The following is a 23630-nucleotide window of genomic DNA, read 5'->3' on the forward strand; positions in this document are numbered from 1 at the left end:
CTTAATCTTTTAATAGACGATCAATGTTATCCAGGTAATCGAGGCTGTCATCAACAAAGAAGCGTAGTTCCGGGATGATGCGCATTTGTTTACCAACCCGTTTACCTAGGGCAAATCTGATTTGAGAACTTTGTTCATTAATTCCTTTCATCACCTCGTCAATATTTCCTGTTGGGAAGATGCTTAAATATGCTTTGGCTTGCCCCAGATCTGGTGATATTCTTACAACCGTCACTGTAACCATAGTGCCAAGGCATACAGCCCGCATTTCGCGCTGAAAGATTTCGCTTATTTCTTTTTGCAGAAGGCGGGATATTTTCTTTTGTCTCGTTGAATCCATGTAACTAGTTTCCTATATAATATGCTTGTCAAACAATGCACATATTTATTGCATTGGTTTAAAAGCACGAAATTACGCTTTTTCGGTGGAAATATTGTTCTTACAACAGGCTCATATCAATGAATGACCAATAATATGGTCGAAAAAAAACCTGCAACTCCTTTGAATCACAGGTCTCTCAAACCAAAACTTTTACCAATTATGAAAAAATATGGGCTATCTATCGCCTCTTTCACCTCTGTGCCCATTTCTCATTTCTTTCGCCCGTTCTTCTTCGAGCACTATATATTTTTCAAACTGCTCAGTACTGAGCACTGCTTCTAATTCTTTGTATTTGGCGTCACGTAAATCATCTCTCAATATACGCATTTTTTCTCTATCTCCTTGAGTATTGTCCCTCAGTTTTTTGAATTGGTCTGCAAACTTAAGGTTAATACGCTCAATCTTGCTCCTTTGCTCTTCAGTTAATTGCAGAGCCTCCTGCATCATAATTGTTTGCCTCTTGGCCATATCTTCGGCACTCCAATTTTGCCTCTGACTACTTTTAAGGTTGCAAGCGCCTGCAACTATTAAAATAACTGTAAATACAACTAATTTATTGCTCATTTTGTTCGGTTTTTATTCAATATTAATCCTTGGACGCCAAGTTGATATTATTCCTGCGCGTTTGGTCGAAAATTAAACTTGTCGTTTTATGTGGATTAAGATTCAGGTATTCAGGAGTATAGTGGATTTGCATTTCGGCGATAAAAGACCTGGTAAACATTTGTTAACATTTTTTTGTTTGATAGATAAGTATTTACGGAAATTTGACTTATTTTGCGATGAATATGTAGTTCGGGATAACTATATGATAATTTTTAGGACTAAACTAATTCTGTTGGCAGTTGTGTTATTGATTGGCAATTGGTCAGTAGCACAGCAAAAGAAGAATGTTCGCCAGGAACAAAAGGCATTTTTTAAAGCATTAAATTATGCTGAATCAGATGACTATGAAAAGGCCATTAGTGCGTTTTCAAATCTGGTGAAGACTTCTCCCACCTTTACAGAGGCCTACTTGCATTTGGGTTTATGTTATTTAAATACCAACAAAGGAGCTGAATCAGCTATTCCTGCATTACAAACTGGTTTAAGTCAGCTAAGTGCCGATGACCAGGCAACACCTCTGGGGCACGATTTTATGATGGCATTAGGAGAAGCCTATCAGGTTTCGCTTAAGCCAGATTCCGCCATATTGGTATATAATGTTCTGCTAACCAAAGTTGATAATGCTGACCTTGATTTTAAGGCACAGATTGAGCAGGAAATCAATAATTGTAGGAATGCCAAAGTGTTTTTAGCTAATCCTGTACAGTTAACTATTACTAACCTGGGGGAAGCTGTGAATAGCAGGTATGATGATCATAGTCCGTTAGTTAATGTATATGAAGATGTATTGTTGTTCACATCACGTCGTCCTGAAGCCAAGCTGCCGGAATTAGCCGATGGTCAGTTTCCAGAAAAGGTATATGTATCGGCCAATGAAAAGGCACATTGGGAAAAGGCCAAACTCCTGAATGTTTTTTTTAAGAACCCGGTGCATGAGTCGGGAGTATCCTTGTCGCCCGATGGTAATAGCCTGTTTATTTATCGTAGCGATAATGATGGTAAAAGTATATATGTAAGTTATCTGGAAAAAGGAGAGTGGACTGAGCCTGTGAAATTACCATACCCTATCAATACGCCAGCTGATGAAACGCATGCCTCGTTGTCGGGTGACCGGAGTACTTTGTTTTTTACAAGTGACCGTGAGGGGGGCTATGGCGGCCTGGATATTTACATGTGTAAAAAAGATGCCTATGGACGATGGGGAGAGGCTCGTAACCTGGGGTCATCCATCAACACAAGGTTTGATGAAGAAACTTCCATGATACATGCTGATGGCCGTACTTTGTATTTTGCCTCGGAGGGACATAACTCTATGGGGCGACTGGATGTGTTTTATGCCCAAATGAATTCTGATAGCACATGGTCATTGCCAGTTAACCTGGGATACCCGATAAACACCCCTGACGATGATTTCTTTTTCCTGCCCAGTCTTGATAAGAGCCATGCTTATTACGCATCGTCACGCTTTGATGATAATTATGGTGGTTCAGATATTTATAAGGTGGAGTTTGATGCGGCCTTTGAAGGTGAACTGGCGGTTATTGAAGGGCAGGTGAGTAGTGCCGATATGAAACGTGGACCCATTCGATTAATGGTAACCCGCATGACCGACCGTCAGTTGGTTGGTGATTACCGCCCTGATGAACAAAGCGGGAAATACACAATGTTTCTAGAAACAGGTCATGAATATTCCATTGAGCAGATGGCCATCAACCAGCCAATGGGCGAATCAGTAATTACAGTCGAGCCGGAGATGGCCTATCAAAAGGAACCCAAAGTATATTCTTTTAGTGAGATACAAATGACACCGCCTCTAAAAAGAGTGATTGTTGCCAAAACACTCTCTGAGCAGAATATTGCAGCCGTGGCAGCTATTGAGGCAGACATCAAACACATAGAATACACGCCTTATTTCACGCTTCAGGTGTTGGCTTTGAAAAGACGTCCTCTATTTGCATCGCTCTATCTGAAAGGTCTTGATGTGGATGATATCCGTACGATCAAGTGTAAAGATGGTTATACCCGCTATTTATACGGAGCATATATTGATTATCCAACAGCCAAACGCACACAAAAGAGAATTCAACAATCGGGTAAGTTTGATGATTCGTTTGTGAGGCGATTGAGTGAGGTGGAGGCTTTACAACTCAAGTAATTTTCTTGTTGATATATAGTGTAGATTGGGTTAGTCTCTAAAAGATTTGTAAATAATGATTTAGGCCTTGTTCACGACTTAGTCCCAATTTCTTTTTCAGTCGGTACTTTTTAAGATCTACACTTCGGGTTGTAATCTGAAATATTGGAGCCAACTCTTTTGATGACATATTCACTTTTAGGTAAGCACACAGCTTTAAGTCCTCATCCGTCAGAATAGGGTGTTTTTCCCGGAGCTTTTTAAAAAAGTGATTGTTTGCTTCGGAAAAGGCTGCCTCAAACATCAGCCAATCCTTTTGCTCATTAAAATTACTTTTTATCATGCGAGTCAGTCTATCTATATGTCTTGAGCTAACATACTTCTCATTTTGCCTTATTTGTTGAAGCTCTTGCTGAATGCTATCTATTATTTCCTTCTTCTTACTATTTTGCAGCAGCAAGTTCGAGAGCTTATCATTTTTGAGTGTGACTTCACTTTGTAGTTCTTTTACTTCTTCATCCAGCTGTTTTTGCTTTAGTTCCATGTTTTGTTCATGCAACTTTTTTCGTTTAGCAATTAGTTGTTTATAGGTCTGTTTTCTGATAAAATGGCGGTACAAAGAAATACTGATTATATACAAACTAACAATCAGCAAGCCATATACAAAATACGCATAGATGGTTCGATAATACGGCGGAGCTATTTTAAAGGTATGTTTGGCATACAGCGAACTTCCTTTTTGTTTCACTTTAAAGGTGTATTGGCCTTCTCGCAGATCCTGAAATACGACCTCATTGCTGCTTGTTATTCGTTGCCAATTCTGACTATATCCATCCAGGTAAAATTCATAAATCGCATCTGATTCATAATTAAGTGCTGTAAACGTGAATTTCACCGTATTGTATATGTGCGGAACAGCCGATTGGATGGTATCATGCTGGCCCACTTCTCCGGTTCGGTTGTTGCTGTATTCAATATTGGTGATGAGTGTGGGTTTCTGTTTGTATTTGGCTGTTGTTAAGTTTTCGATATTGGTATAGGCAATCCCTTCAGACAGGCAAAAGAAACACTCATGCTCCTTAATTTTTGTAATGTTTTCATATTTATAAACCAGCTCATTCTCAATGTGTGTTAAATTGTAAGGGATTTCAACCAACTCATTCTTTTTAAAATTAAATAACTCCAGGGCCCCTTTTTTTCTTATAAAGCAATAGTTGCCTATTGCTTCGGAGATGTAACTTATTTTATCCAAAGCCTTATGAGCAGGAATGAGCTGTCCTTCTTTAAATTGAAGTGTGGTGTCGCTGGCCACCAGGTAGGTTTGATGATCTAAGTTGAAGGCACGTATCCAGTTAGAACTATTAAAAGCAGCATGCTTGCTGATGTCTTCAATCTGTACTTTCTTACTGTTATGGTCAATGGTAATATGATAAGCCTCTTTTAACGAACCCGTGACTATGAGGGAGCCATCGTTCTGTTCTATAACATCATGGGTTAGTCCCTCCATATTATTAATGTTAAAATCAAACTGCCATTTACCTTGTTGTCTGGTGTAAACTGCTAATCCATAATACGATGTTTCATACATTATGCTGCTATCTATATCACTTTGTAAAAAGTGATAGCCACCAGCAACATCGGCTATCTTAGTTAATTGCTCATCTACCAGCTGAAATGTGCCGTTGTTATGGCCAACAAACAGTTCCTTGTCTATGACATCCAGATTCCAGGCCTGTCCTTCTGAATTTTTAACCAATTCAATATCAAATATATTTGTATGAAAGGTATCTGGCCTGGCTACATACACGCCTTTATTAGTGGCGATATAATAGTTACCGTTGTATGAAAGGGCATCATAATAAGTGCCTAAAGGATTGTTCTTATAGTTAAAGTATAGAAAAGGGCTTTTTAAATCAACGAATGCTATGCCATTGTCGCTTGCTATCCATAATTGACCATCATTCTGATGGTGTAGGCCATGAATTCGGTTACTGCTTAAACCATTACTGTTATCAAAGATGTATTTAATTTCCCCCTCTAAATTGCCGATAATAACACCACCATTCATGCTTGCAAAAGCATAGTATCCGTCATACAGGTATATGGCCTTGTTAAGTTGGTATTTTATTAAAAAATCATTGAGTGCCGATGGAAGGCGAGTTAATCGCCCGTCTTTTAGTTGGAAAAGGCCATTATTAAGGGTTCCCAGCAAATACTCATTATGAACTGTTTTGCTAATGTACTTTATCATGTACTTATTAAGAGCGGGACTATTTAATAGGGTTCGTTCTTTAGCGTTGGGCGTAAGTGCTATCAGCTTGCCATGACTAAGCTGATAAAAAATCTCGTTATCAATGGGATAGGCAAAGGTGGTGTTGCCTTCTTCAATGCGTTCAATGCCTATATGGCCATGCTCATTAAGGTGATACATGCGGTTAAATGCCTGGAATATGACGTATTTATCCGATGCGAATATTTTCCAGATATCATTATAAATAGTAGCCAGGGCATGATAGCCGGCATTCAGGTTACTTTCTAAGAAATAGCCCATAATGCCATTTCCTCCAACATAAATGGTGTCGCCGCTGCAGTAAACGGCTCTTAAAACATTGGGTGTTTCATATAGGTTCCAGTTTTCGCCATCAAAGCGCAACAGGCCCATTGAATTAGCAAAATAAACGGCGCCAATTTCCGAACTGCAAACGCTCCAGTTCTGGTTCTCGGCGTTATAATCATGCTTTGTAAAACTGGATATTCTGGGAGTTATTATAAACCTTTGTGTAGAAGGTTTAATAATGTCTGTGGCAATGGAATTAATAGAGTAGAGTAAGTACAGGAATATGATAACAATCCTAGTCATTAAGTCGATGTTAATTTGGCTAATTGGTCACTAAATAAATTGTTTCAATATTATTCAAATTTTGTTTTAATCACAATTTTGTGATGCAATCAATGATGTATTTGATGCAATCAATACGTCTCTGTAAGACTTTTTAACAAAGGTAATGTGGTTTATAAGTGTCATTAAAACAGGGGGGTGTGGGTATTTGAGAATAAATGATGTATATATGATGTATCAATAAATCAGGCAAATCATACCCTTTTCAAAATATTTGTGAAGCTAAAAATCCATTAATTCCAGGCAAATGAAAAATGCTTTATTATTACTTCTGATCTCATTCTTTGGGCAGGGATTGAGTAATGCCCAATTGCAAAAAATATCCTTTCACAAAGGATGGAACTTTAGTTTATCAGGTATTAATAAAAAGGCGGATTAGGTGGTTTTACCTTATCATTGGAATAACGGCACCTACACAACTCATGAATACTGCCGAGGTCAAGCAATCTATCAAAAGGAGTTCCATTTAAGTTCGGATGATGAAATGGTTGAGCACTTTCTTTTTTTTGAAGGTGTCAACTCAAAAGCAACTGTCATTTTAAATGGAAAGATGCTGCGCATGTGCACCAGTAGTTATAATGACCTATCATCAAATCCATATGAGAAGATAGATATCTGGCAAAATGGTACGCTTCTTGAAAGTGGGCTGCCACCAGTAGAAATAGTTGATGGACAACACCGTCTTACGATGCCATATGTAGTTGATGTGGATACAAATAGGATTGAACAACAATTTGCAGGCAAGGAATTGCCTTTCTCAAAGGATTAACAGTAATAACTAAATAAATTTCAATTATTATGATTAAACGATTGTTAATAGCATTTTGGCTAATTGGTCATATTGCCCTAGCCCAAGATGCAAAAACAGTAACAGGCGTGATACGCGATGACGCCGGCTTTGAACTGCCAGGCGCCAGTGTGCTTGTTAAAGGAACACTCACCGGTACTGCAACTAACTTTGAAGGACAATTTGTTCTGGAAGGAGTTTCGCCCGATGATGTTTTAGTGATCTCATACATTGGTATGGTTAGTCAGGAAATATTAGTTGGCGATAAAGATTATTTTGAAGTGACCTTGGGAGCCGATGCCAGTGATTTGGAAGAGGTTGTGGTGATTGGCTATGGTACCAGTAAATCTAAAGATTTGACTTCGCCAATTGCCACCATATCGGCCGAAGAGATTACCTCGATGAGTGCATCATCAGCTATGGGAGCCGTTCAGGGTAAGGTAGCTGGTGTAACCATTGTTAACTCAGGTGTGCCGGGTGAAGGCCCGCAGGTAAGCATTCGTGGGGTTGGATCGATTCAAAACTCCAATCCTTTGTATGTGGTAGATGGCATGTTCTTAGATGATATTAACTTCTTAAGTCCCAACGATATTGAAACAATGTCGGTGTTGAAAGATGCATCGGCAGCTGCTATCTATGGTGTTCGTGCAGCAAATGGGGTGGTACTCATCACCACCAAAGGAGGTTCTAAAAACCGTGACATGCAGGTAGCGTATGATGGCTACTATGGGGTGCAATCGGTAACACAGCGCTTGGATATGGCCAACTCTGAGCAGTATGCTACTTTAATGCGTGCAGCCGGCAATGAACAATATGTTGATGCGGCCATCGCTCGGTGGGGTGGTACTAATGGTATTCCTGCAGTGTCAACCGATTGGTACGATGAATTGATACGAAGCTCTGCGCCTATTCAAAATCACAACCTTTCTCTGAATGGAGGAAATGAGAAGTCAGCCTATGCGTTTAGTTTAGGGTATTTCGGCCAGGATGGAATAATGAATTCAACCGGGTATTATGACCGTTTGAACCTGCGTGGTAAAGTAGATTACGATGTATCATCAAAGTTAAAAGTGGGGTTTAGCACCATCTTAACCAAAGAAAAACGCATGACAGACGATGGTTCGGCGTGGTTTCAGGCCTATGTCAATAATCCAATGTACGCCGTTTATGATGATAATCTAGCCGATGGAGAATCATTTCCTAGGCCATATGGTAATCCTCATAACCTGGGTTACGACACGTATTACACCAATCCTGTAGCACGTGCTTACTACCATAGCGACAATCAGTCAGATATTACGCGTTTTATGCCTAATATTTATGCTGAGCTACGTCCTTTTGATAGTCAGGATATTGTATTTCGTTCAGCCATGAATATGGATTTTCGCTATGGAGCTGTAACTGCCTATGTTCCCGAATATAAAGTGGGGAATACTCAGCAAGTGCTTAATTCTTTGAGTAAGACAAATAATTGGAATTACGATTATGTGTGGGATAATACCGTTACATGGCGTAATAGTTGGGGAGATCATAACCTAACCTCAATGGGTGGTTTATCTGTACGCGAAGAAAATTTCCGTTGGTTAAATGGTACAGCTCAAGGAGTCACTAACAAAGACTATTTGAACTCGGGTATTGCCGATACAAGAACATCTGACGATGGAGGTACGCGTTTTAGAGGTATGTCTGTTTTTGCTCGTTTCTCATACGACTACCAGCACAAGTATCTGTTATCTCTTACAATGCGTGCCGATGGCTCATCGAAATACCAGCAAAAGTGGGGTTACTTCCCTTCTTTAGGAGCTGGTTGGGTTGTTTCGCAGGAAGATTTTGCATCTGGTTTGACAAGTGCTAAGATTGATCACTTAAAAGTACGTGCATCGTGGGGATTGTTAGGTAACGACCGCGTACCAGCTAATAGTGCTTTTGGTTCAATTGCCGGTGGCGATTTAGGTAGCTCAGGTATTTTCGGAGGTTCCTTAGTGCCGGGGATGATTAACAACCGTATTTTCACTGATTTGGAGTGGGAATTGGTGGATGAGAAGAACATTGGTATTGAGACCAAAATGTTTGACTATCGACTAAATGTTGAGGCTGATTATTATAATCGCGAAACACGCAATATGGTAATTTTAACCACTTTGCCAATGGGTAATGGTAATCTGTTGCAAAATGCCGGTTCGGTTCGTAACTCTGGTGTTGAGGTGATGGTAAACTGGTCTGACAAGATTGGTAAGGATTTTCACTATTCAATTGGCGGTAATATCACCACCATCAAAAACCGTGTAACCGACCTGTCAGGTGAACCTTACCTACAAACCGGGTCTGCTGAATTTCCTCAGCGTTCATACGTGGGTGGAGCTCTTTACTCTTTCTATGGTTGGAAAACTGATGGCGTGTATCAGACCCAGGCTGAAATTGATGCCGATCCGATTGCGCGTGCCAATGGCTTAAAACCTGGTGATTTCAGATATGTTGACACCAATGGCGATGGAGTAATTGATGACAATGACCGTGTTTTATTAGGAGATCCAAATCCTGATTTTACTTATGGTATCAACATGGCTGTTGGTTACAAAGGCTTTACACTGGCAGCTACTTTTCAGGGCGTACATGGTGTTACTATTTTTAACCGCCGCAGAGCCGATATTAATAAGCACGGTGCCAATAACGTTGATGCTAATCTGGCCAACAGTGTTTGGACAGGTCCTGGCTCAACTAACAGTACCCCTTCGGCCGAAGGGTTATACAACCCTTGGAATACAGGTCGTTTAAATGATTTCTTCCTGGAGGATGGTTCCTATTTCCGTATTCAGAATGTACGTTTATCGTATGATATTCCAACTTCTGTAATGAATAAATTCGGATTAGGAGCTTCGCAGGTGTATCTGAATGCCGACAGACCATACACTTTCTTTTCATCAAACGGTTTTACGCCTGAAGTACCAGGAGGTATTGATGAATCAGTTTACCCTATTCCTGCCATCTTCTCATTAGGGTTACGTCTTAATTTTTAATGAAGCTAAACATAGATATTATGAAACCGATAACGAAATATATTGCTCTGTTCATGGGACTTATTCTATTAAGCTCATGTAACGATTGGCTGGATATTGTCCAGGAAGGTGAAGTGCCAAGCGACGAGATAGATTACACTGATAGCAGCCTGATGTATGGGCCTGTCTCAGGTGTATACGCCACAACACGCGAACGATTGGCTCAATGGGAAATGTGGCCACTTTTAAACATACGCGGTGACGAAGTAACTAAAGGAGGAGGCTCAGAAAGTGATCAGGGCGAATATTTATACCTTGAGGAATTTAACTACAACCAGGCAAAAGGTTTTTGGGCCTTAAACAATACCTGGGTGTCCTTGTACAAGATTGTGTTTGCAACACATGATAACCAGGAACTGATTGAAAACTTTAGAGAGCATTTGGTATCTGAAGAACAGTTGGCCTTGGCTGACCAATACGATGCCGAGATTATATTCCATCGTGCATTAGCTTACTATTTTATAAGCAACTTGTGGGGGAATGCTCCTATTATTAATCCTGATGATATTACCTATGGTATCCCTTATCAACCATATCGCAATAGTGTAGAATCGTTGAGAGCATATATCTATGAGGAGTTGGATTTCTGCATAGAGCATTTACCTGAGACACAAAACGACAGAAAAGGGGCAGTTACGAAATACGCAGCTATGGCTCTAAAGGCTAAAGTAGCCTTAATGGAAAGCGATTATAATATGGTGGCATCATTAACGGATGATATCATTGAGAAGGCTGGCCTGTACCTGTATGATGATTACTACAACCTGTTTAAAGTGCCAGGTAAATTAGCGCCGGAATCGCTTTATGAACTACAGTTTACTGATTTTGATACAGGTGACGGACAGCAGGTATATGGTGGTGCATGGTTTCAGCACCAGGGACCACGAAACAATCCCGCACCTATTAGTGGTTGGGGATTCATGTTATTGCGTCCCGAGTTTCTTGACTTCATGAAAGGGCGTAATGAGGAAGTTCGTTGGGATGTAGCTGTTTTAGAGTCGGGGGCAACTACGCCTGCCGGTGATGCAATAGAGATATTTGAACCAAACTATATGGATATTAAAGCCCACTATAATGGGAAAGCTTATTTGCCCAAAGACCAGATGACGCCTGGTCGTAACGATTATGGTTCAAACAATAATATCAGAGTCTTGAGATACGCTGATGTTTTACTGATGAATGCCGAAGCGAAATTGCAAATTGGCGGTGATGTGTCAACTCCATTTAATGAGGTAAGGCGAAGAGCCGGCATGGATCCAATTTCTGGTATCACCCTTGATGATATCCTTGATGAGCGTCGCGCAGAGCTTTCAGTTGAGTGGGGTAACCGCTTCTTCGATCTGGTACGAACAGGTAAAGCAGCCAGTGTTTTGGATGGTTTCGAAACGGGTAAGCACGAATATTTGCCGATTCCTTTGTTTCAGGAGGATCTGAATCCAAATTTGGCCGGGCCAATTAAGGACGAATAACGATAGTGGATGGGAGGAGTTATCCTCCTCCTGTTTCCAAACTTAATATGCAATAAATAAAAACGTTACCACATTAAAATATAGAGTTGATGGGAAAGGTGAATAAAAATATAATGAAATTAGGAGCAATTGCCATGTTTGTTGGGACATTGGCTGCCTGCTCTGATACAGGTGGTACCAAGGTGGCCGGTTGGAAAAGCTTCAGTGGTGATCCGGTTATTGAAGCTAAGGTAGACTCCGTGTTGTCGTTAATGACACTGGAAGAGAAAATAGGTCAGATGAATCAATATTCAGCCAATTTTGCCCCAACGGGTGAAGTGGCAGATAATCAATCAGGCGAGTACCTTAAGAGAGGGATGATTGGGAGTACATTTAACGCTTTTGGTGCTGCGAATGTACGTATGCTACAGGAGCAAAACCTGAAATATTCACGCCTGAAAATTCCAATGTTGTTTGCTGCGGATGTGATTCACGGTTTGGAAACAACGTTTCCAATTCCATTGGCGGAGGCCTGCTCATGGGATTTGAATTTGATGGAGCGAACTGCCAGAGCAGCAGCCGACGAAGCAACTGCATCGGGTGTAGCCTGGAATTTTGCACCAATGATTGATATGTCAACCGACCCGCGCTGGGGGCGTGTTATGGAGGGTGCCGGTGAAGATGTGTACCTGGCCTCATTGGTTGCCAGAGCTCGTGTGAAAGGTTTTCAGGGTATTAGCGATTATTCTGACCTAAACAAGAACAATACACTCATAGCCACTGCTAAACACTTTGTAGGCTATGGTGCAGCGCAGGCCGGGCGCGATTACCATACGGTTGATATCTCGGAGCGTAGTTTGAATGAAACATATTTCCCTCCGTTCCAGGCTGCCATCGACGAAGGTGTTGGGTCATTTATGACCGCTTTTAACGACCTCAATGGTATTCCTTGCACCGGCAATAAACATTTATACACCGATATTTTGCGCAATGCATGGGGTTTTAACGGGTTGGTGGTGACCGACTACACGGCCATTTTGGAACTGATTGCCCATGGCTATGCTGAAGATTTGAAGCATGGAGCACAGTTAAGTCTGGATGCAGGCATTGATATGGACATGATTAGTGAGGCTTTTGTTACGCACCTCCAGGAGTTGGTTGAAGAAGGGAGCATATCCGAAAACCAGGTTGATGTGGCAGTAGCACGCATCCTGGAGATGAAGTTCCTGCTAGGACTGTTCGACGATCCATTCCGCTATTGCGACGTTGAGCGCGAAAAGGAAGTGGTAATGAACGATGAGTACATTCAATTGGCGCATGAGGCAGCGCAAGGTTCAATTGTACTGCTGAAAAATGAGAATAATGTGTTGCCACTTAAGAAAGAAGACAAGAAGCGTGTAGCTCTTATCGGACCTTTTGTTAATGAGCGTAAGAGTTTAAATGGTGAGTGGGCCATCAAAGGCGATCGCAGTAAATCTGTAACACTGAAAGAAGGTTTGGATGCCAAATATGCTGATTCAAACGTAAAATTCTCCTATGCCAAAGGCACTGATTTACCTTTAATTGACCGTCAAACAGAAAAGGTCTCAACTGGGAATGTGCCGGATAGAAGCGGATTTGCCAAGGCTGTAAATGTTGCGCGTAATAGCGATGTCATTGTGGTGGCAATGGGCGAAAACTACCATTGGTCGGGCGAAGCGGCATCCCGTACTGATATAACCTTGCCGGGTAATCAGCGCGATTTGCTCAAAGAACTGAAGAAGACTGGTAAGCCAATCGTTTTGGTGGTGTTTAATGGTCGTCCCCTTGATTTGTCATGGGAGGCCGAGAATGTAGATGCCATTGTGGAGGCATGGTATCCGGGCTTAATGGCCGGTCATGCGGTGGCTGATGTTCTTTCAGGTGATTACAATCCATCTGCCAAGCTGGTAATGACCTTCCCTCGTAATGTGGGTCAGGTACCCATCCATTACAATGTGAAAAACACAGGGCGTCCGTTTAACGATGATACACCTGCCGATTATCGTTCAAACTATATCGATGTAGCCAATTCACCATTGTATCCGTTTGGCCACGGATTATCCTATACAACTTTCGATTACAGTAACCTGAAGTTGGATAACAAGGCCTTCTCTAAAGGTGGTGCTATTAAGGCAACAATCGACATTACCAACACCGGTAACTACGACGGTGAAGAAATTGTACAGCTATATATTCAGGATATTACAGCATCGGTAACACGACCCGTGAAAGAGCTGAAAGGTTTTGAAAAAATAGCGCTTAAAAAGGGTGAATCAACAACTGTGGAATTTACAATTGATGAAAAAGCAATTGAGTTCTTAGGTGTTGATATGCAGCCAATAGCTGAAGTTGGTGACTTTAATCTATGGATTGCAACCAGCTCCGATGATGAAAGTAACCATACAAGGTTCACCTATAACTAATCATGAAAGCACCTCTTCGGGGGTGCTTTCATTCCCTTTATTGCTTATCCGAAAACCCGTAATCAAGGCATAAACCATCACCTCATGAGACTACTTTTTAAAATATTATTCCTTTTACTGGCCGGAAAGATTTTGACTTCGTGCAACAGCACAAATACCGGGGCTAATAATAAGCCAACCAATATCTTATTTATAATGACCGATGACCATGCCATGCAGGCCCTCAGTGCCTATGGTCATCCTATCTCCAAACTGGCACCAACCCCTAACATCGATCGTTTGGCCGACGAAGGAACCCTGTTTCTCGAAAACTATTGTGCCAATTCTATTTGCGGCCCGAGCCGGGCAACCGTTCTAACCGGAAAGCATTCGCATGCCAATGGTTTTATGAAAAACGATGGAACCAGGTTTAATGGTCACCAGCTAACCATTCCTAATATTCTGCAAAAAAATGGTTATCAAACGGCAGTCATCGGCAAGTGGCACTTAAACACCGATCCGGTTGGATTTGATTACTACAAAATATTAAACGATCAGGGGGAGTACAATAACCCTGACTTCGTTACCAGGGAGGGAGTAACTCAGGAAATGGGCTATGTAACCGATCTAATTACCGAATCGACCATTGACTGGTTAGAAAAGCGCGACAAGAGTGAGCCCTTCTTCCTGATGATGCAGCATAAGGCACCCCATCGTAACTGGGTGCCAGCCGAAAAGTATTATCGTTTGTTTGAGCATGTCGAATTTCCGGTACCCGATAATTATTTCGATAATTACGACAAACGCATTGCTGCGGCCGGTCAGGAGATGAATATCTTTCAGCATGCCTACGAGGGGCACGACCTGAAAATGGTGACTGGTATTGATAGCGATACCTTGTTGTATGACCGCTGGCCACAAGTGTTTTTCGGACGAATGACCGATGATGAACGTCAACGTTTTTTGGAGGCTTACCGCGAACGCAATAATGATTTTTATCTGACTGAAAGAACAGACGAGGAAAAAGCAGTCTGGAAATTGCAACGCTATCTGCAGGATTACCTGGCCTGTGTGCGCTCGGTGGACGACAGCGTTGGTGAAATTTATGAGTACCTGAAGGAAAAAGGATTATTGGATAATACCATCATTGTTTACACCTCCGATCAGGGCTTCTTTTTAGGTGAGCATGGCTGGTTTGATAAGCGCTGGATGTACGAAGAATCATTCCGAATGCCGCTTGTTATCAGGCATCCGCAGGTAGGACATTCTCCAGAGCCCATCGCAGCGTTAACGCAAAACATCGATTTTGCACCTTCGTTTCTGGATATGCTCAATGTGGAGATACCCGATGAAATGCAGGGCGAATCGTTTTATCCGTTAATGAAAGGTGAGAAATTAGATGAACCATGGCGCCAGGCGCTCTATTATCATTACTATGAGTATCCTGGTTTTCACAGTGTCAAAGCACATAATGGCGTGAAAACAGAACGCTATAAGTTGATTCACTTTTATCAGGATAATGAGTGGGAGCTGTACGATTTAGAGGAGGATCCGAGCGAAATGAATAATGTGTATGATGATGTGAAATATGATGATGTAAGAGCAACCTTGCACGCCCAGCTGGATAGCTTAATACTTAAATACCAGGTGCCGGATAAGTATTTGAAGTAGGTATTAAAAAGTGAGCTTCTGTTATAACAATTAATTAACCAAGTTGAAATATGAAAAGATTAATAAAAATCAGTGCTGTATTAATGTTGTTACTCATTCATTACCAAGTAGCAGCTCAGGATGTGCAGCCTCAGACTTATTGTAACCCTATCGATTTGGATTATACCTACATGGTGTATAATTCGGCTAAGAATATATCGTATCGCTCGGGAGCAGATCCGGCTGTCATTGAGTTCAGGGGCGAATATTACATGTTTGTAACGCGTTCGTTTGGCTACTGGCATTCAACAGATTTAGTCAACTGGGAGTTTATTAAACCGGCACAATGGTTCTTCGAAGGTTCCAATGCACCAACAGCTTTTAATTATAAAGATTCTGTGGTTTATTTTGCCGGAAACCCGGCCGGCTACGGTAGTATATTGTATACCGATGATCCAAAATCAGGCAAGTGGACACCAACCGCTTCCATTACCAATAACATTCAGGATTCGGAATTATTTATCGATGATGACGGAAAAACCTATTTGTACTGGGGCTCATCCAACGTGTTCCCGTTGAAGGTGAAACAGCTTAATAAGGATGACCGCATGCTCGAAGTCGGTGAGCCCAAGGAACTGATTAACCTGAATGAAGAGGAGCATGGCTGGGAGCGATTTGGCGAAAACAACTTTCACCCAACTATTAAGGAGGGCTACATGGAAGGGGCATCGATGACCAAGCATAATGGTAAATACTACCTGCAATATGCGGCGCCTGGTACACAATTTAATGTGTATGCCGATGGCGCTTATATTGGTGAATCGCCGGAAGGGCCGTTTGAATACATGGAAGGTAATCCGATCAGCTTTAAGCCGGGCGGCTTTGCCAATGGTGCGGGGCATGGGATGACTTTGAAGGCCACCAATGATGAGTATTGGCATTTTGCCACTATGGCCCTGGCCTCCAACTCGCATTGGGAACGCCGCCTGTGTATGTTCCCTACCTATTTCGATCAGGAAGGTATCATGCACAGCAATACCCACTATGGCGATTATCCGCGTTTTGCACCAAGTCACCCCACCAAGGCAGGTGAGCATAACGGCTGGATGTTGCTATCCTACAAAGGCAAAACGACTGTATCTACATCTGAGCTGCAGATTAAAAAGAGCACGGCCACCGATGGAGACTTTGATATTGAAGAGATGGCCAGGGAATATACCGCCGATGGTCGCATCTTATCAAGGGTGTTAACCGATGAAAGTCCAAAATCGTACTGGGTGGCCAGTGCCAACGACAATAAGCAATGGGTGGAGATAGAGATGAAACACATGGGCACTATCCATGCCATACAACTCAATTTTCACGATCATGAAGCGGGTGTCTACACACGAACCGAAGGATTACGTCATCGTTATACCATAGAGGCCTCTGTAGATGGTAAAAACTGGGAAACCATTGTTGATAGAAGCAACAGCTTTAAAGATACGCCAAATGCATACATCCCGCTAAACGTGCCGGTAAGAGCTAAATATGTTCGGTATAACAACATTGAGGTGCCCGGCAATAATTTCGCGATGTCAGAGATTCGTGTTTTTGGCTTAGGAGATGGTAAAAAGCCGGCTAAGGTGAAGAACTTTAAGATCAGTCGGGAGAAAGATCGCCGTCATGTGGAAATGAGTTGGGATAAAGTAAACGGGGGACAGGGATATAACATTCGCTGGGGAATTGCAGCTGATAAGCTGTATCACTCGTGGCTGGTATACGATAGTAACGTGCATAAAATTCCTTCGCTGGATAAAGGAACATCCTACTATTTCACCATTGAAGCATTCAACGAGAACGGTATCTCCCGGCAGAGTGCCCCCATGCTGGTTAAGTAATTACATTAACAAATGAGTTATATGAAGAAATTAATTGTATCACTGATTGCCTGTTTAGGTCTGCTAACGGGTAATGCACAAAAAACAGATCACCAAATTTTGGAAGAATTGTTGCACAATACGGTAAAGTTCTACCAAATGTTAAGAGCCGATAACGGCTTGTACCACGATTATGTCAGTACGCATGGTGAAACCAACCGTGGCTCGGCAGCTAATATTGGCATGGGACTGGTAGCGCAGTGTGTGGCCAGTGAAATGGGCTGGACTACTAAAGCAGAAGAGGAGATCATCGAAACCTTACAATCGGTTTTGGGGCATAACGATCAGGGGATACGCCTCGATCGGACAGCACAAAACTGTTTCATCCATTTTTTTGATATCAATACCGGTAAAGCCATTGGTGAGGATTGGAGCCCTATTGACACCGATTTGATGATTTCCGGGGCCTTATTTGCCAAGCGCTATTTTAACCACAATGAGCAGCTTGGAGCCTATGTGGATGAGTTGTATAACTTAGTGGATCAGGCGCAGTTTATTGGTGACTGGACAAAAGGGCAAATTGCCTTAAAGATGACTGAGGAAGGGCCTGCTGTTAACAGCTATACATTGCCTTATAATGAATACATGGTAGTGGCCTGGCTGGCTAAAAATCAGGCGAAAAAGAAGAATGCACCGGCCAATAAGTTATGGGATAAGTGGTATGGTAACCCAGATGGTTTGCCCACTGCTACTTACGCCTCGAAGTCGGGCGAAGCCTACCATGTGATGACTGACCATGCGGTTTCAAAAGAGTTTACCTCGAATTTCACGTTCATGTTCAACTATTTATTTGTGAACGAATTTACCACCAGTGAAAAGTACCAGGAGGCCATGAGGCAGGCAGCTTTGGCCGACCGTGCCTGGTGGAATGACCGTGATGACTTAAAGCCGATGGGTTTGCAGCCTTACGAATGGGGCACCACAGCCGGCATAGGCCTGCGCGAGCATGATGGGGCATTGCACGAGGGCTATACCGTTGATCGTATCTGTCGTATGGAGCACATTGGTACTGACCGCGACCGGAATAAGGGCAAAAATGTGGCCTTGAGTGCCATGGCGGGCTACTCGCCGGTATTGCCCGATTTGGTTCGCAAGGATTTAATTGCGATGTATCGCGATCCACGTGGATTAGGTAAGATGGCCCTGCCGGCACGTGAAGGTATATCCGATGGTGGCGATTATATTTTGTGGAAATACAGTTACAGTGATTTAAACTGGCGGCCATCGAAAGTAGAAGGCGTTGATTATGCCTGTATGCTGCTCGGACTGGCTGCCTTACCTGAGCTTTTAGGTGTTGAATTCTTTCAGGAGTATAACGACTTTTTTAATCCTGACAAGCCGCAATACAAACGGGCTCGTTAGGACTGTAAAAGCACTAAAGATAAATCTGCATCCTTTATTTAGGGTGCAGATTTTTTGGCATAAAGCAGATAGCTTATTATTGAATGATTAATGCGAATCTATAGTTGAACCCACTCCGGGGTTCTGTTAGTAATGTGATAATATACAATGGTTTGCGCCTTATAGATATTAAAATTAGATCCCTTCGGGATAAAAAAATGTCAGTACGACATTAACAATAATAGCCGCGTTCGAAGCGCGGGGTTATGAATATGGTGAGAAAACAACCCTGATATGGGTTGAAGGTTTATATGAAGCAAGTTTTAACCCGGATTATGTATTAGAACTTCGTCATGAGCGTTAAAAATGCAATAAAACAAGGCTTTACTGAAACGATGCATTGCATCGTTCTGGTGAGTTGAGGTAAAGCTACGAAGTGTTTTGTTTTGAAGCAGTTTAAATGCGTAATAGATTTTCTAATGCATATTGCGGGTTGAACCATTAATTCACATGATTACAAAAGACATAAGGCGAATGAGCCTTTAAAAAATAGATTCAACTTTTTGTAAGAATTTCTTTCTTCTTTCAATTTTACCCGTTGTGGTATATTCACTATTCAACCACTTTATGTTTTTAAGTCCAACACCTTTCAACGTTTTGTTTATAAATATTCCTTTTATCGGATTGCCTGATAAGAATTTAAGATACCAGGTTGGATATTCTGAGGTGGTTATTACTGTCGTTTTATTGATGTGAGTAAGCATTCCTTTCAAGCCGTACTTAGTTTCTACATACGAGAAGTTTTTGAGCATTACCTTATCAATAAAACCTTTTAATATTGCAGGTATATCATACCACCAAACGGGAAAGATAAATATTAGTTCAGATGTATCCTTAAGAGTCTCCTGATAGCTGAGAACTAATCTATCAGTGGTCTTACCTTTTGAATATTGAGCAAGGTCTTTTTCCTCAAGTACCGGATTAAAACTATCCTTGTTCAAGTCAATAATCTGATAATTATTAGAGCTGGCATCAAGTTTTTTAGTGATTGTTTCTAATATAGCTTTGTTGAAACTACCGTGCCAAGGATGGGCAAATACTATTGTTGTCTTCATCATTTAAATCTTGGAATATGAATAAAGCACAAAGGTATTGGCCGGCAGATGATTCAGAAAGGACAAATGTCTAAAAGGAGAGCTCTTTTCTTAAGCGGCTTAAATGCCTTTGTGTAATGCCAAGGTAGGATGCAAGATACTTTAGTGGTACTTTTTGCAAATATTCCGGATTAAACTTTAATAGGTCTTCATAGCGTTTTTTTGCCGACTCCATTTGCAGTGCAAGTAATCGGTTTTCCATTTCAATATATGATTGTTCGGCGGCGAATCTTGAAAATTTCAGCCAGTTTAGGCTCGAATTCATCAATTCGTAATACTGACTGTATGGGATAACCAGAAGCTCTACATCAGTTAGTGCGTGGATGTTTTCGAAAGTCTCCTTTTGAGTGATAAAAGAAGAAAAGGCAGATATAAATTTATTTGGGAAAGTTAAGCAGTATGTTACCTCTTCATCTTTACTGGAGATGTAATAATTCCTCAAAACTCCCGAATTGACATATCCCATCCAGGTACATACCTTTCCGGCTTCAATTAAAATATCTCCTTTTTTAAATGACTTAGTTTCGAAGTAGCCTAATCCGGTCGATATTTCGGAATCGGTCAGAATATTTACAGTTTTTAGTATGTTCTCCAAGTTTTCTTTCATTTTATCAGCGGCTAATTTATATAGCTGGTATTTGTTCCATGTAAGCAAAGGCTGCGACTTTGTTAGGTGTTTTTTTCATTTATTTCGCAAGTTGGGGCGTCGCGCTTTATAGATCTAAATTTTTATAGTTGTCATACTAGATTAACTCTTTCAGAAAGAAAAGCAATCAAGTCATTTAAGGCTCCACTTCTCTTAAATTCTATTAGAGGTATTTTATATCTTTTGTGATTAGTTTTTATCGAAATTATGGGACTAGGCTTAGTTGCCAAATATGTCAATATTGAACCACCAATAAAAAGCAATATTGGAATAATAAATTTGAATACTAAATATCCTCTCGCATTCGGACCTGATAAAATCTGAATTTCAAAAGTCATAAATGAGCTTATTAACCACTTTAAAGAATAAGCAATTAACAACAAAGAAAGAATTAGTGACAAAATCCAGTTATTTATTAAATGTCCTTTTTTCAAATGGATTGTGATTATTTCGCAATAGTCAATGTGCATGTCAACCTGATAATTCTTAATAAAGTCAATCCCGTGTTCGTTAATTTTTATGTAAGGTGATTCAAACATTGTAGTTACTTTCGTTGCATGTGGTCAAGCTAATCAATATCCTGCTTATAATTCAGAGATATTCTATTACCCAACTTCACCCTCTAAAACTAACAAAAATACCATATCATGCTCCTGTATGGCTAGGAAAATGGTAACATATAGAATATGTATACCAGCTTGATGAAGCAATCTTTACTTATTGCTGGTAATGGCCAGCAGGCAGCAGAAATCAATTCATCGTGCCTATATTGACAGGAGTGTTTGACCATTCCATTTTCATCGGTATAGGCTTGCGTGTTTACGCACGCTAATATATGTTAAAATAAGGCCTTTGGGGATAATGTAATAGCCATAATTACAGGTTTTAACAATTAAGAGTAGTGCTAATGTAGGTTGATTAAAGCCTGAGTGAGTGGTAAAATATTAGCTATGGTAGTTGAATAAAGTGGCAGAGTGCAGAGGGGGTGAAATTTTCATCCGCTATACTTACACTAATAATACCATTTAAATATTAAAATGCGCTGGTATAAGATCCTTTAAAATATCAGATTATTGTGGTCCGGCAAAACAGAGCTATAACTGGATTAACGTATTGATAGCTCTTATAATTCTGGTTTTTTGCTCAAAATAACCACTGCTTCATAGAATAAAAACCATGTATCAAACTCTTTGGCTAATAATTTTTTTTCTTGTGATTCATTCAGTTAAGGGTCAGAATTCTGAACTGGACAGTCTAATTAATGTTCTTGCGCATGAGGATGATAACTTAAAGCGCGGTGAGCTTTATTTGGATTTGGCGACTTACTACGAATATAGTGACTTGATAAGAAGTTACGACTATATCCTGAAAGTACGTGAGATTGCCGATAAATACAATATTGAGCAACTACACTCCAAGACCAAATTATTTATATCTAACTTATTAATCAAACAAGGCAAGTATAATGAAGCCCTGACTCATCTTAATAAGGAGTTGAGTCAGCTAAAGGAGCAGGAGGCCGGCTTTAAATATGTTGGTTTACTTATTAATATTGGCGCCATATACTATCAAATCAAGCAATTCGATAAAGCACTAAAGCACTTTCATAAAGCTAAAGAGTTATTTGATGCTGGCGCTGTCAAAGAGCAAGAAGTGCAATACCCCCAAATTTTTATAGGTATCTACAATAACCTTGCGAATGTATATGATGAATTGAATGATAATCCTCAGGCTTTAGTTTATTATCATGAAGCACTGGATGTGGCAGTGACATACAAAATATATGAATCCATAGGGGTGATTAGTAAAAACATTGGTGATTTGTATATTGAAATGGGTCGGCATGCAGATGCATTACCATTTATAAAAAAGTCAGTTCAGATCCGGGAACAAATTAATGATAATAGTGGCTTGGCAACCAGTTACTTTTTGCTGGGATTATATTATTTTGAAGTTGATCAAGAGGACAGAGCACTAGATGCCTACAAAACATCTTTGAAGTTTGGAATAAAAGCCAATGCCTGGTTGTCTATTACGGAAACGGCTAAAGCCTTGTCGATGTATTATAAATCCAAAGATATTTACAACAAAGCATATGGTTATTTTGAGTTATATCATCAATATAATGACAGCTTGTTGATTCAAAACTCAGAAAAACAGCGACAGGCTACAGAATTCGATTTTAAGTTGCAGCAACGACAAAAGGAATGGGATGAAACATTAAAAAAAGAACGGTATTTATCTATCCTTATTGGTGTAGGCTTACTTGTAGTAGCAGCCTTTTTATTACTACTTTTTTCTTTATCTAAAGCACGCGAAAGGCGTATAGGGCTGGAGAAGAAGAATCTGAAGCTGCTAAATGCTAATTTGGAACACGATTTACATCTAAAAAGAAAAGAGCTGACGACGAATGTGATGTATCTAGTTCGTAAGAATGAACTCATAAAAGAGGTGGCGAACAGGCTAATGGATACCTTGGGTAATTTTAAGCCCGAGAATCAAAAGTTGATTCAGAGCATTATGGTGGAGCTTCAGCAAAGTCTTGATAACGATATATGGGAAGAGTTTGAGTTGCGCTTTAATCAGGTACATTCTGATTTTTACGATCGATTGAGAGAACAATTTGCCAATTTAACACCTAACGAAGTGAAACTTTCGGCTTTCCTGCGGTTAAATATGAGTTCGAAAGAGATATCGGCCATAACCCATCAATCTATACGAAGTATTGAAGTGGCCCGTACCCGTCTGCGCAAGAAATTAGCGCTTACCAATACTGAAGTTGGTTTGGTAGCATTCCTCAATAAGTTCTAAAGTCCTATTCTGTTTAAATATTCCCAAAGGTCACATAATTAGATGTGTGGCTTTTTTTGTGCAGGTAATGTAGCACCTAATCTTCTATTTGTGTCATAAATGATCCGGTGCTTTTGCAGCTTGTATCATTCGTGTTCCGGCAGTAAATTCCGGGCTTGCATAAGCGGTATTTACTTTTGATTGCAAGAAAGTGAATTGATGATCTATGGCCAAGAAGAATGCAAAAACAAACCTTAATCAGCGCAACTATTCAGTTGATGATTATTCCAGTTTTCTATCTAAGAACGATGCACGCACAAAAGCGCTAAAGAAGCTACTCAAAGAATTGGAAGATAAACCAAAATCTCAAAATCGATAAATACTAGTATTAATTT

General features: G+C 40.7%; 16 protein-coding genes. 10 read left to right on the forward strand and 6 right to left on the reverse strand.

The window, feature by feature from the left end; genetic code table 11:
* Window position 1: 1 nt before the first annotated feature.
* The gene (gene rbfA, locus KDU71_RS08525; protein ID WP_212189620.1) at window positions 2-340 is read right to left on the reverse strand and encodes a 30S ribosome-binding factor RbfA; all 339 of its coding nucleotides are present in this window, start codon (window positions 338-340) and stop codon (window positions 2-4) included.
* Window positions 341-556: 216 nt separating this feature from the next.
* Window positions 557-946 carry a hypothetical protein gene (locus tag KDU71_RS08530; RefSeq protein WP_212189622.1) on the reverse strand — a complete coding sequence of 130 codons (390 nt, stop codon included), beginning with the start codon at window positions 944-946 and terminating at the stop codon, window positions 557-559.
* Window positions 947-1220: 274 nt separating this feature from the next.
* Between KDU71_RS08530 and KDU71_RS08535 the strand changes: the two genes are divergently transcribed.
* A complete protein-coding gene (locus KDU71_RS08535) occupies window positions 1221-3143 on the forward strand; it encodes a PD40 domain-containing protein (RefSeq protein WP_212189624.1) in 1923 nt (640 codons plus the stop codon).
* Between the two features lie 37 nt (window positions 3144-3180).
* On the opposite strand, the gene KDU71_RS08540 is transcribed toward KDU71_RS08535, so the two are convergent.
* Complete coding sequence (locus KDU71_RS08540; RefSeq protein WP_212189626.1) at window positions 3181-5982, reverse strand: triple tyrosine motif-containing protein; 2802 nt, start codon at window positions 5980-5982, stop codon at window positions 3181-3183.
* Between the two features lie 418 nt (window positions 5983-6400).
* Between KDU71_RS08540 and KDU71_RS08545 the strand changes: the two genes are divergently transcribed.
* The 7 genes from KDU71_RS08545 to KDU71_RS08575 all read left to right on the forward strand — a co-directional run bounded on the left by KDU71_RS08545 (window position 6401) and on the right by KDU71_RS08575 (window position 18666).
* Complete coding sequence (locus tag KDU71_RS08545; protein WP_212189628.1) at window positions 6401-6790, forward strand: hypothetical protein; 390 nt, start codon at window positions 6401-6403, stop codon at window positions 6788-6790.
* A 29-nt stretch (window positions 6791-6819) separates the two neighbouring features.
* The gene (locus KDU71_RS08550; RefSeq protein WP_212189630.1) at window positions 6820-9825 is read left to right on the forward strand and encodes a SusC/RagA family TonB-linked outer membrane protein; all 3006 of its coding nucleotides are present in this window, start codon (window positions 6820-6822) and stop codon (window positions 9823-9825) included.
* Window positions 9826-9845: 20 nt separating this feature from the next.
* On the forward strand, window positions 9846-11333 hold the full coding sequence (locus tag KDU71_RS08555) for a RagB/SusD family nutrient uptake outer membrane protein (RefSeq protein WP_212189636.1): 1488 nt from the start codon (window positions 9846-9848) through the stop codon (window positions 11331-11333).
* Window positions 11334-11422: 89 nt separating this feature from the next.
* Window positions 11423-13756, forward strand: a complete 2334-nt coding sequence (gene bglX, locus KDU71_RS08560; RefSeq protein ID WP_212189637.1) for a beta-glucosidase BglX — start codon at window positions 11423-11425, stop codon at window positions 13754-13756.
* A gap of 84 nt (window positions 13757-13840) precedes the next feature.
* A complete protein-coding gene (locus tag KDU71_RS08565) occupies window positions 13841-15406 on the forward strand; it encodes a sulfatase family protein (protein ID WP_212189639.1) in 1566 nt (521 codons plus the stop codon).
* Window positions 15407-15456: 50 nt separating this feature from the next.
* Window positions 15457-17265 (forward strand): family 43 glycosylhydrolase, encoded by a 1809-nt coding sequence (locus KDU71_RS08570; RefSeq protein WP_212189641.1) that lies wholly within the window; start codon window positions 15457-15459, stop codon window positions 17263-17265.
* Window positions 17266-17286: 21 nt separating this feature from the next.
* Window positions 17287-18666, forward strand: a complete 1380-nt coding sequence (locus KDU71_RS08575; protein ID WP_212189643.1) for a hypothetical protein — start codon at window positions 17287-17289, stop codon at window positions 18664-18666.
* Between the two features lie 521 nt (window positions 18667-19187).
* Here KDU71_RS08575 and KDU71_RS08580 read toward each other — a convergent pair.
* From KDU71_RS08580 to KDU71_RS08590, 3 genes are all read right to left on the reverse strand, one after another.
* Window positions 19188-19763, reverse strand: coding sequence for an NAD(P)H-dependent oxidoreductase (locus tag KDU71_RS08580; protein ID WP_212189657.1), 576 nt, complete (start codon window positions 19761-19763; stop codon window positions 19188-19190).
* A gap of 67 nt (window positions 19764-19830) precedes the next feature.
* Window positions 19831-20406, reverse strand: coding sequence for a Crp/Fnr family transcriptional regulator (locus KDU71_RS08585; protein ID WP_212189658.1), 576 nt, complete (start codon window positions 20404-20406; stop codon window positions 19831-19833).
* A 131-nt stretch (window positions 20407-20537) separates the two neighbouring features.
* Entirely contained in the window at window positions 20538-20879 is a 342-nt protein-coding gene (locus tag KDU71_RS08590; protein WP_212189660.1) for a hypothetical protein, read from the reverse strand.
* A 778-nt stretch (window positions 20880-21657) separates the two neighbouring features.
* On the opposite strand from KDU71_RS08590, the gene KDU71_RS08595 reads away from it, so the two are divergent.
* Entirely contained in the window at window positions 21658-23256 is a 1599-nt protein-coding gene (locus KDU71_RS08595; protein ID WP_212189662.1) for a tetratricopeptide repeat protein, read from the forward strand.
* Window positions 23257-23461: 205 nt separating this feature from the next.
* Window positions 23462-23614 carry a hypothetical protein gene (locus KDU71_RS08600; RefSeq protein ID WP_212189670.1) on the forward strand — a complete coding sequence of 51 codons (153 nt, stop codon included), beginning with the start codon at window positions 23462-23464 and terminating at the stop codon, window positions 23612-23614.
* The last annotated feature ends 16 nt before the right edge of the window (window positions 23615-23630 follow it).

The sequence above is a fragment of the Carboxylicivirga sediminis genome (assembly GCF_018156225.1).
GTDB classification, from domain to species: Bacteria; Bacteroidota; Bacteroidia; order Bacteroidales; family Marinilabiliaceae; genus Carboxylicivirga; species Carboxylicivirga sediminis.

What these genes read in the sequence shown, in the direction of transcription:
- rbfA (WP_212189620.1), bottom strand. Translation starts at nt 340, where the DNA reads ATGGATTCAACGAGACAAAAGAAAATATCCCGCCTTCTGCAAAAAGAA.
- KDU71_RS08530 (WP_212189622.1), bottom strand. Translation starts at nt 946, where the DNA reads ATGAGCAATAAATTAGTTGTATTTACAGTTATTTTAATAGTTGCAGGC.
- KDU71_RS08540 (WP_212189626.1), bottom strand. Translation starts at nt 5,982, where the DNA reads ATGACTAGGATTGTTATCATATTCCTGTACTTACTCTACTCTATTAAT.
- KDU71_RS08550 (WP_212189630.1), top strand. Translation starts at nt 6,820, where the DNA reads ATGATTAAACGATTGTTAATAGCATTTTGGCTAATTGGTCATATTGCC.
- KDU71_RS08555 (WP_212189636.1), top strand. Translation starts at nt 9,846, where the DNA reads ATGAAACCGATAACGAAATATATTGCTCTGTTCATGGGACTTATTCTA.
- bglX (WP_212189637.1), top strand. Translation starts at nt 11,423, where the DNA reads ATGGGAAAGGTGAATAAAAATATAATGAAATTAGGAGCAATTGCCATG.
- KDU71_RS08565 (WP_212189639.1), top strand. Translation starts at nt 13,841, where the DNA reads ATGAGACTACTTTTTAAAATATTATTCCTTTTACTGGCCGGAAAGATT.
- KDU71_RS08570 (WP_212189641.1), top strand. Translation starts at nt 15,457, where the DNA reads ATGAAAAGATTAATAAAAATCAGTGCTGTATTAATGTTGTTACTCATT.
- KDU71_RS08575 (WP_212189643.1), top strand. Translation starts at nt 17,287, where the DNA reads ATGAAGAAATTAATTGTATCACTGATTGCCTGTTTAGGTCTGCTAACG.
- KDU71_RS08580 (WP_212189657.1), bottom strand. Translation starts at nt 19,763, where the DNA reads ATGATGAAGACAACAATAGTATTTGCCCATCCTTGGCACGGTAGTTTC.
- KDU71_RS08585 (WP_212189658.1), bottom strand. Translation starts at nt 20,406, where the DNA reads ATGAAAGAAAACTTGGAGAACATACTAAAAACTGTAAATATTCTGACC.
- KDU71_RS08600 (WP_212189670.1), top strand. Translation starts at nt 23,462, where the DNA reads ATGGCCAAGAAGAATGCAAAAACAAACCTTAATCAGCGCAACTATTCA.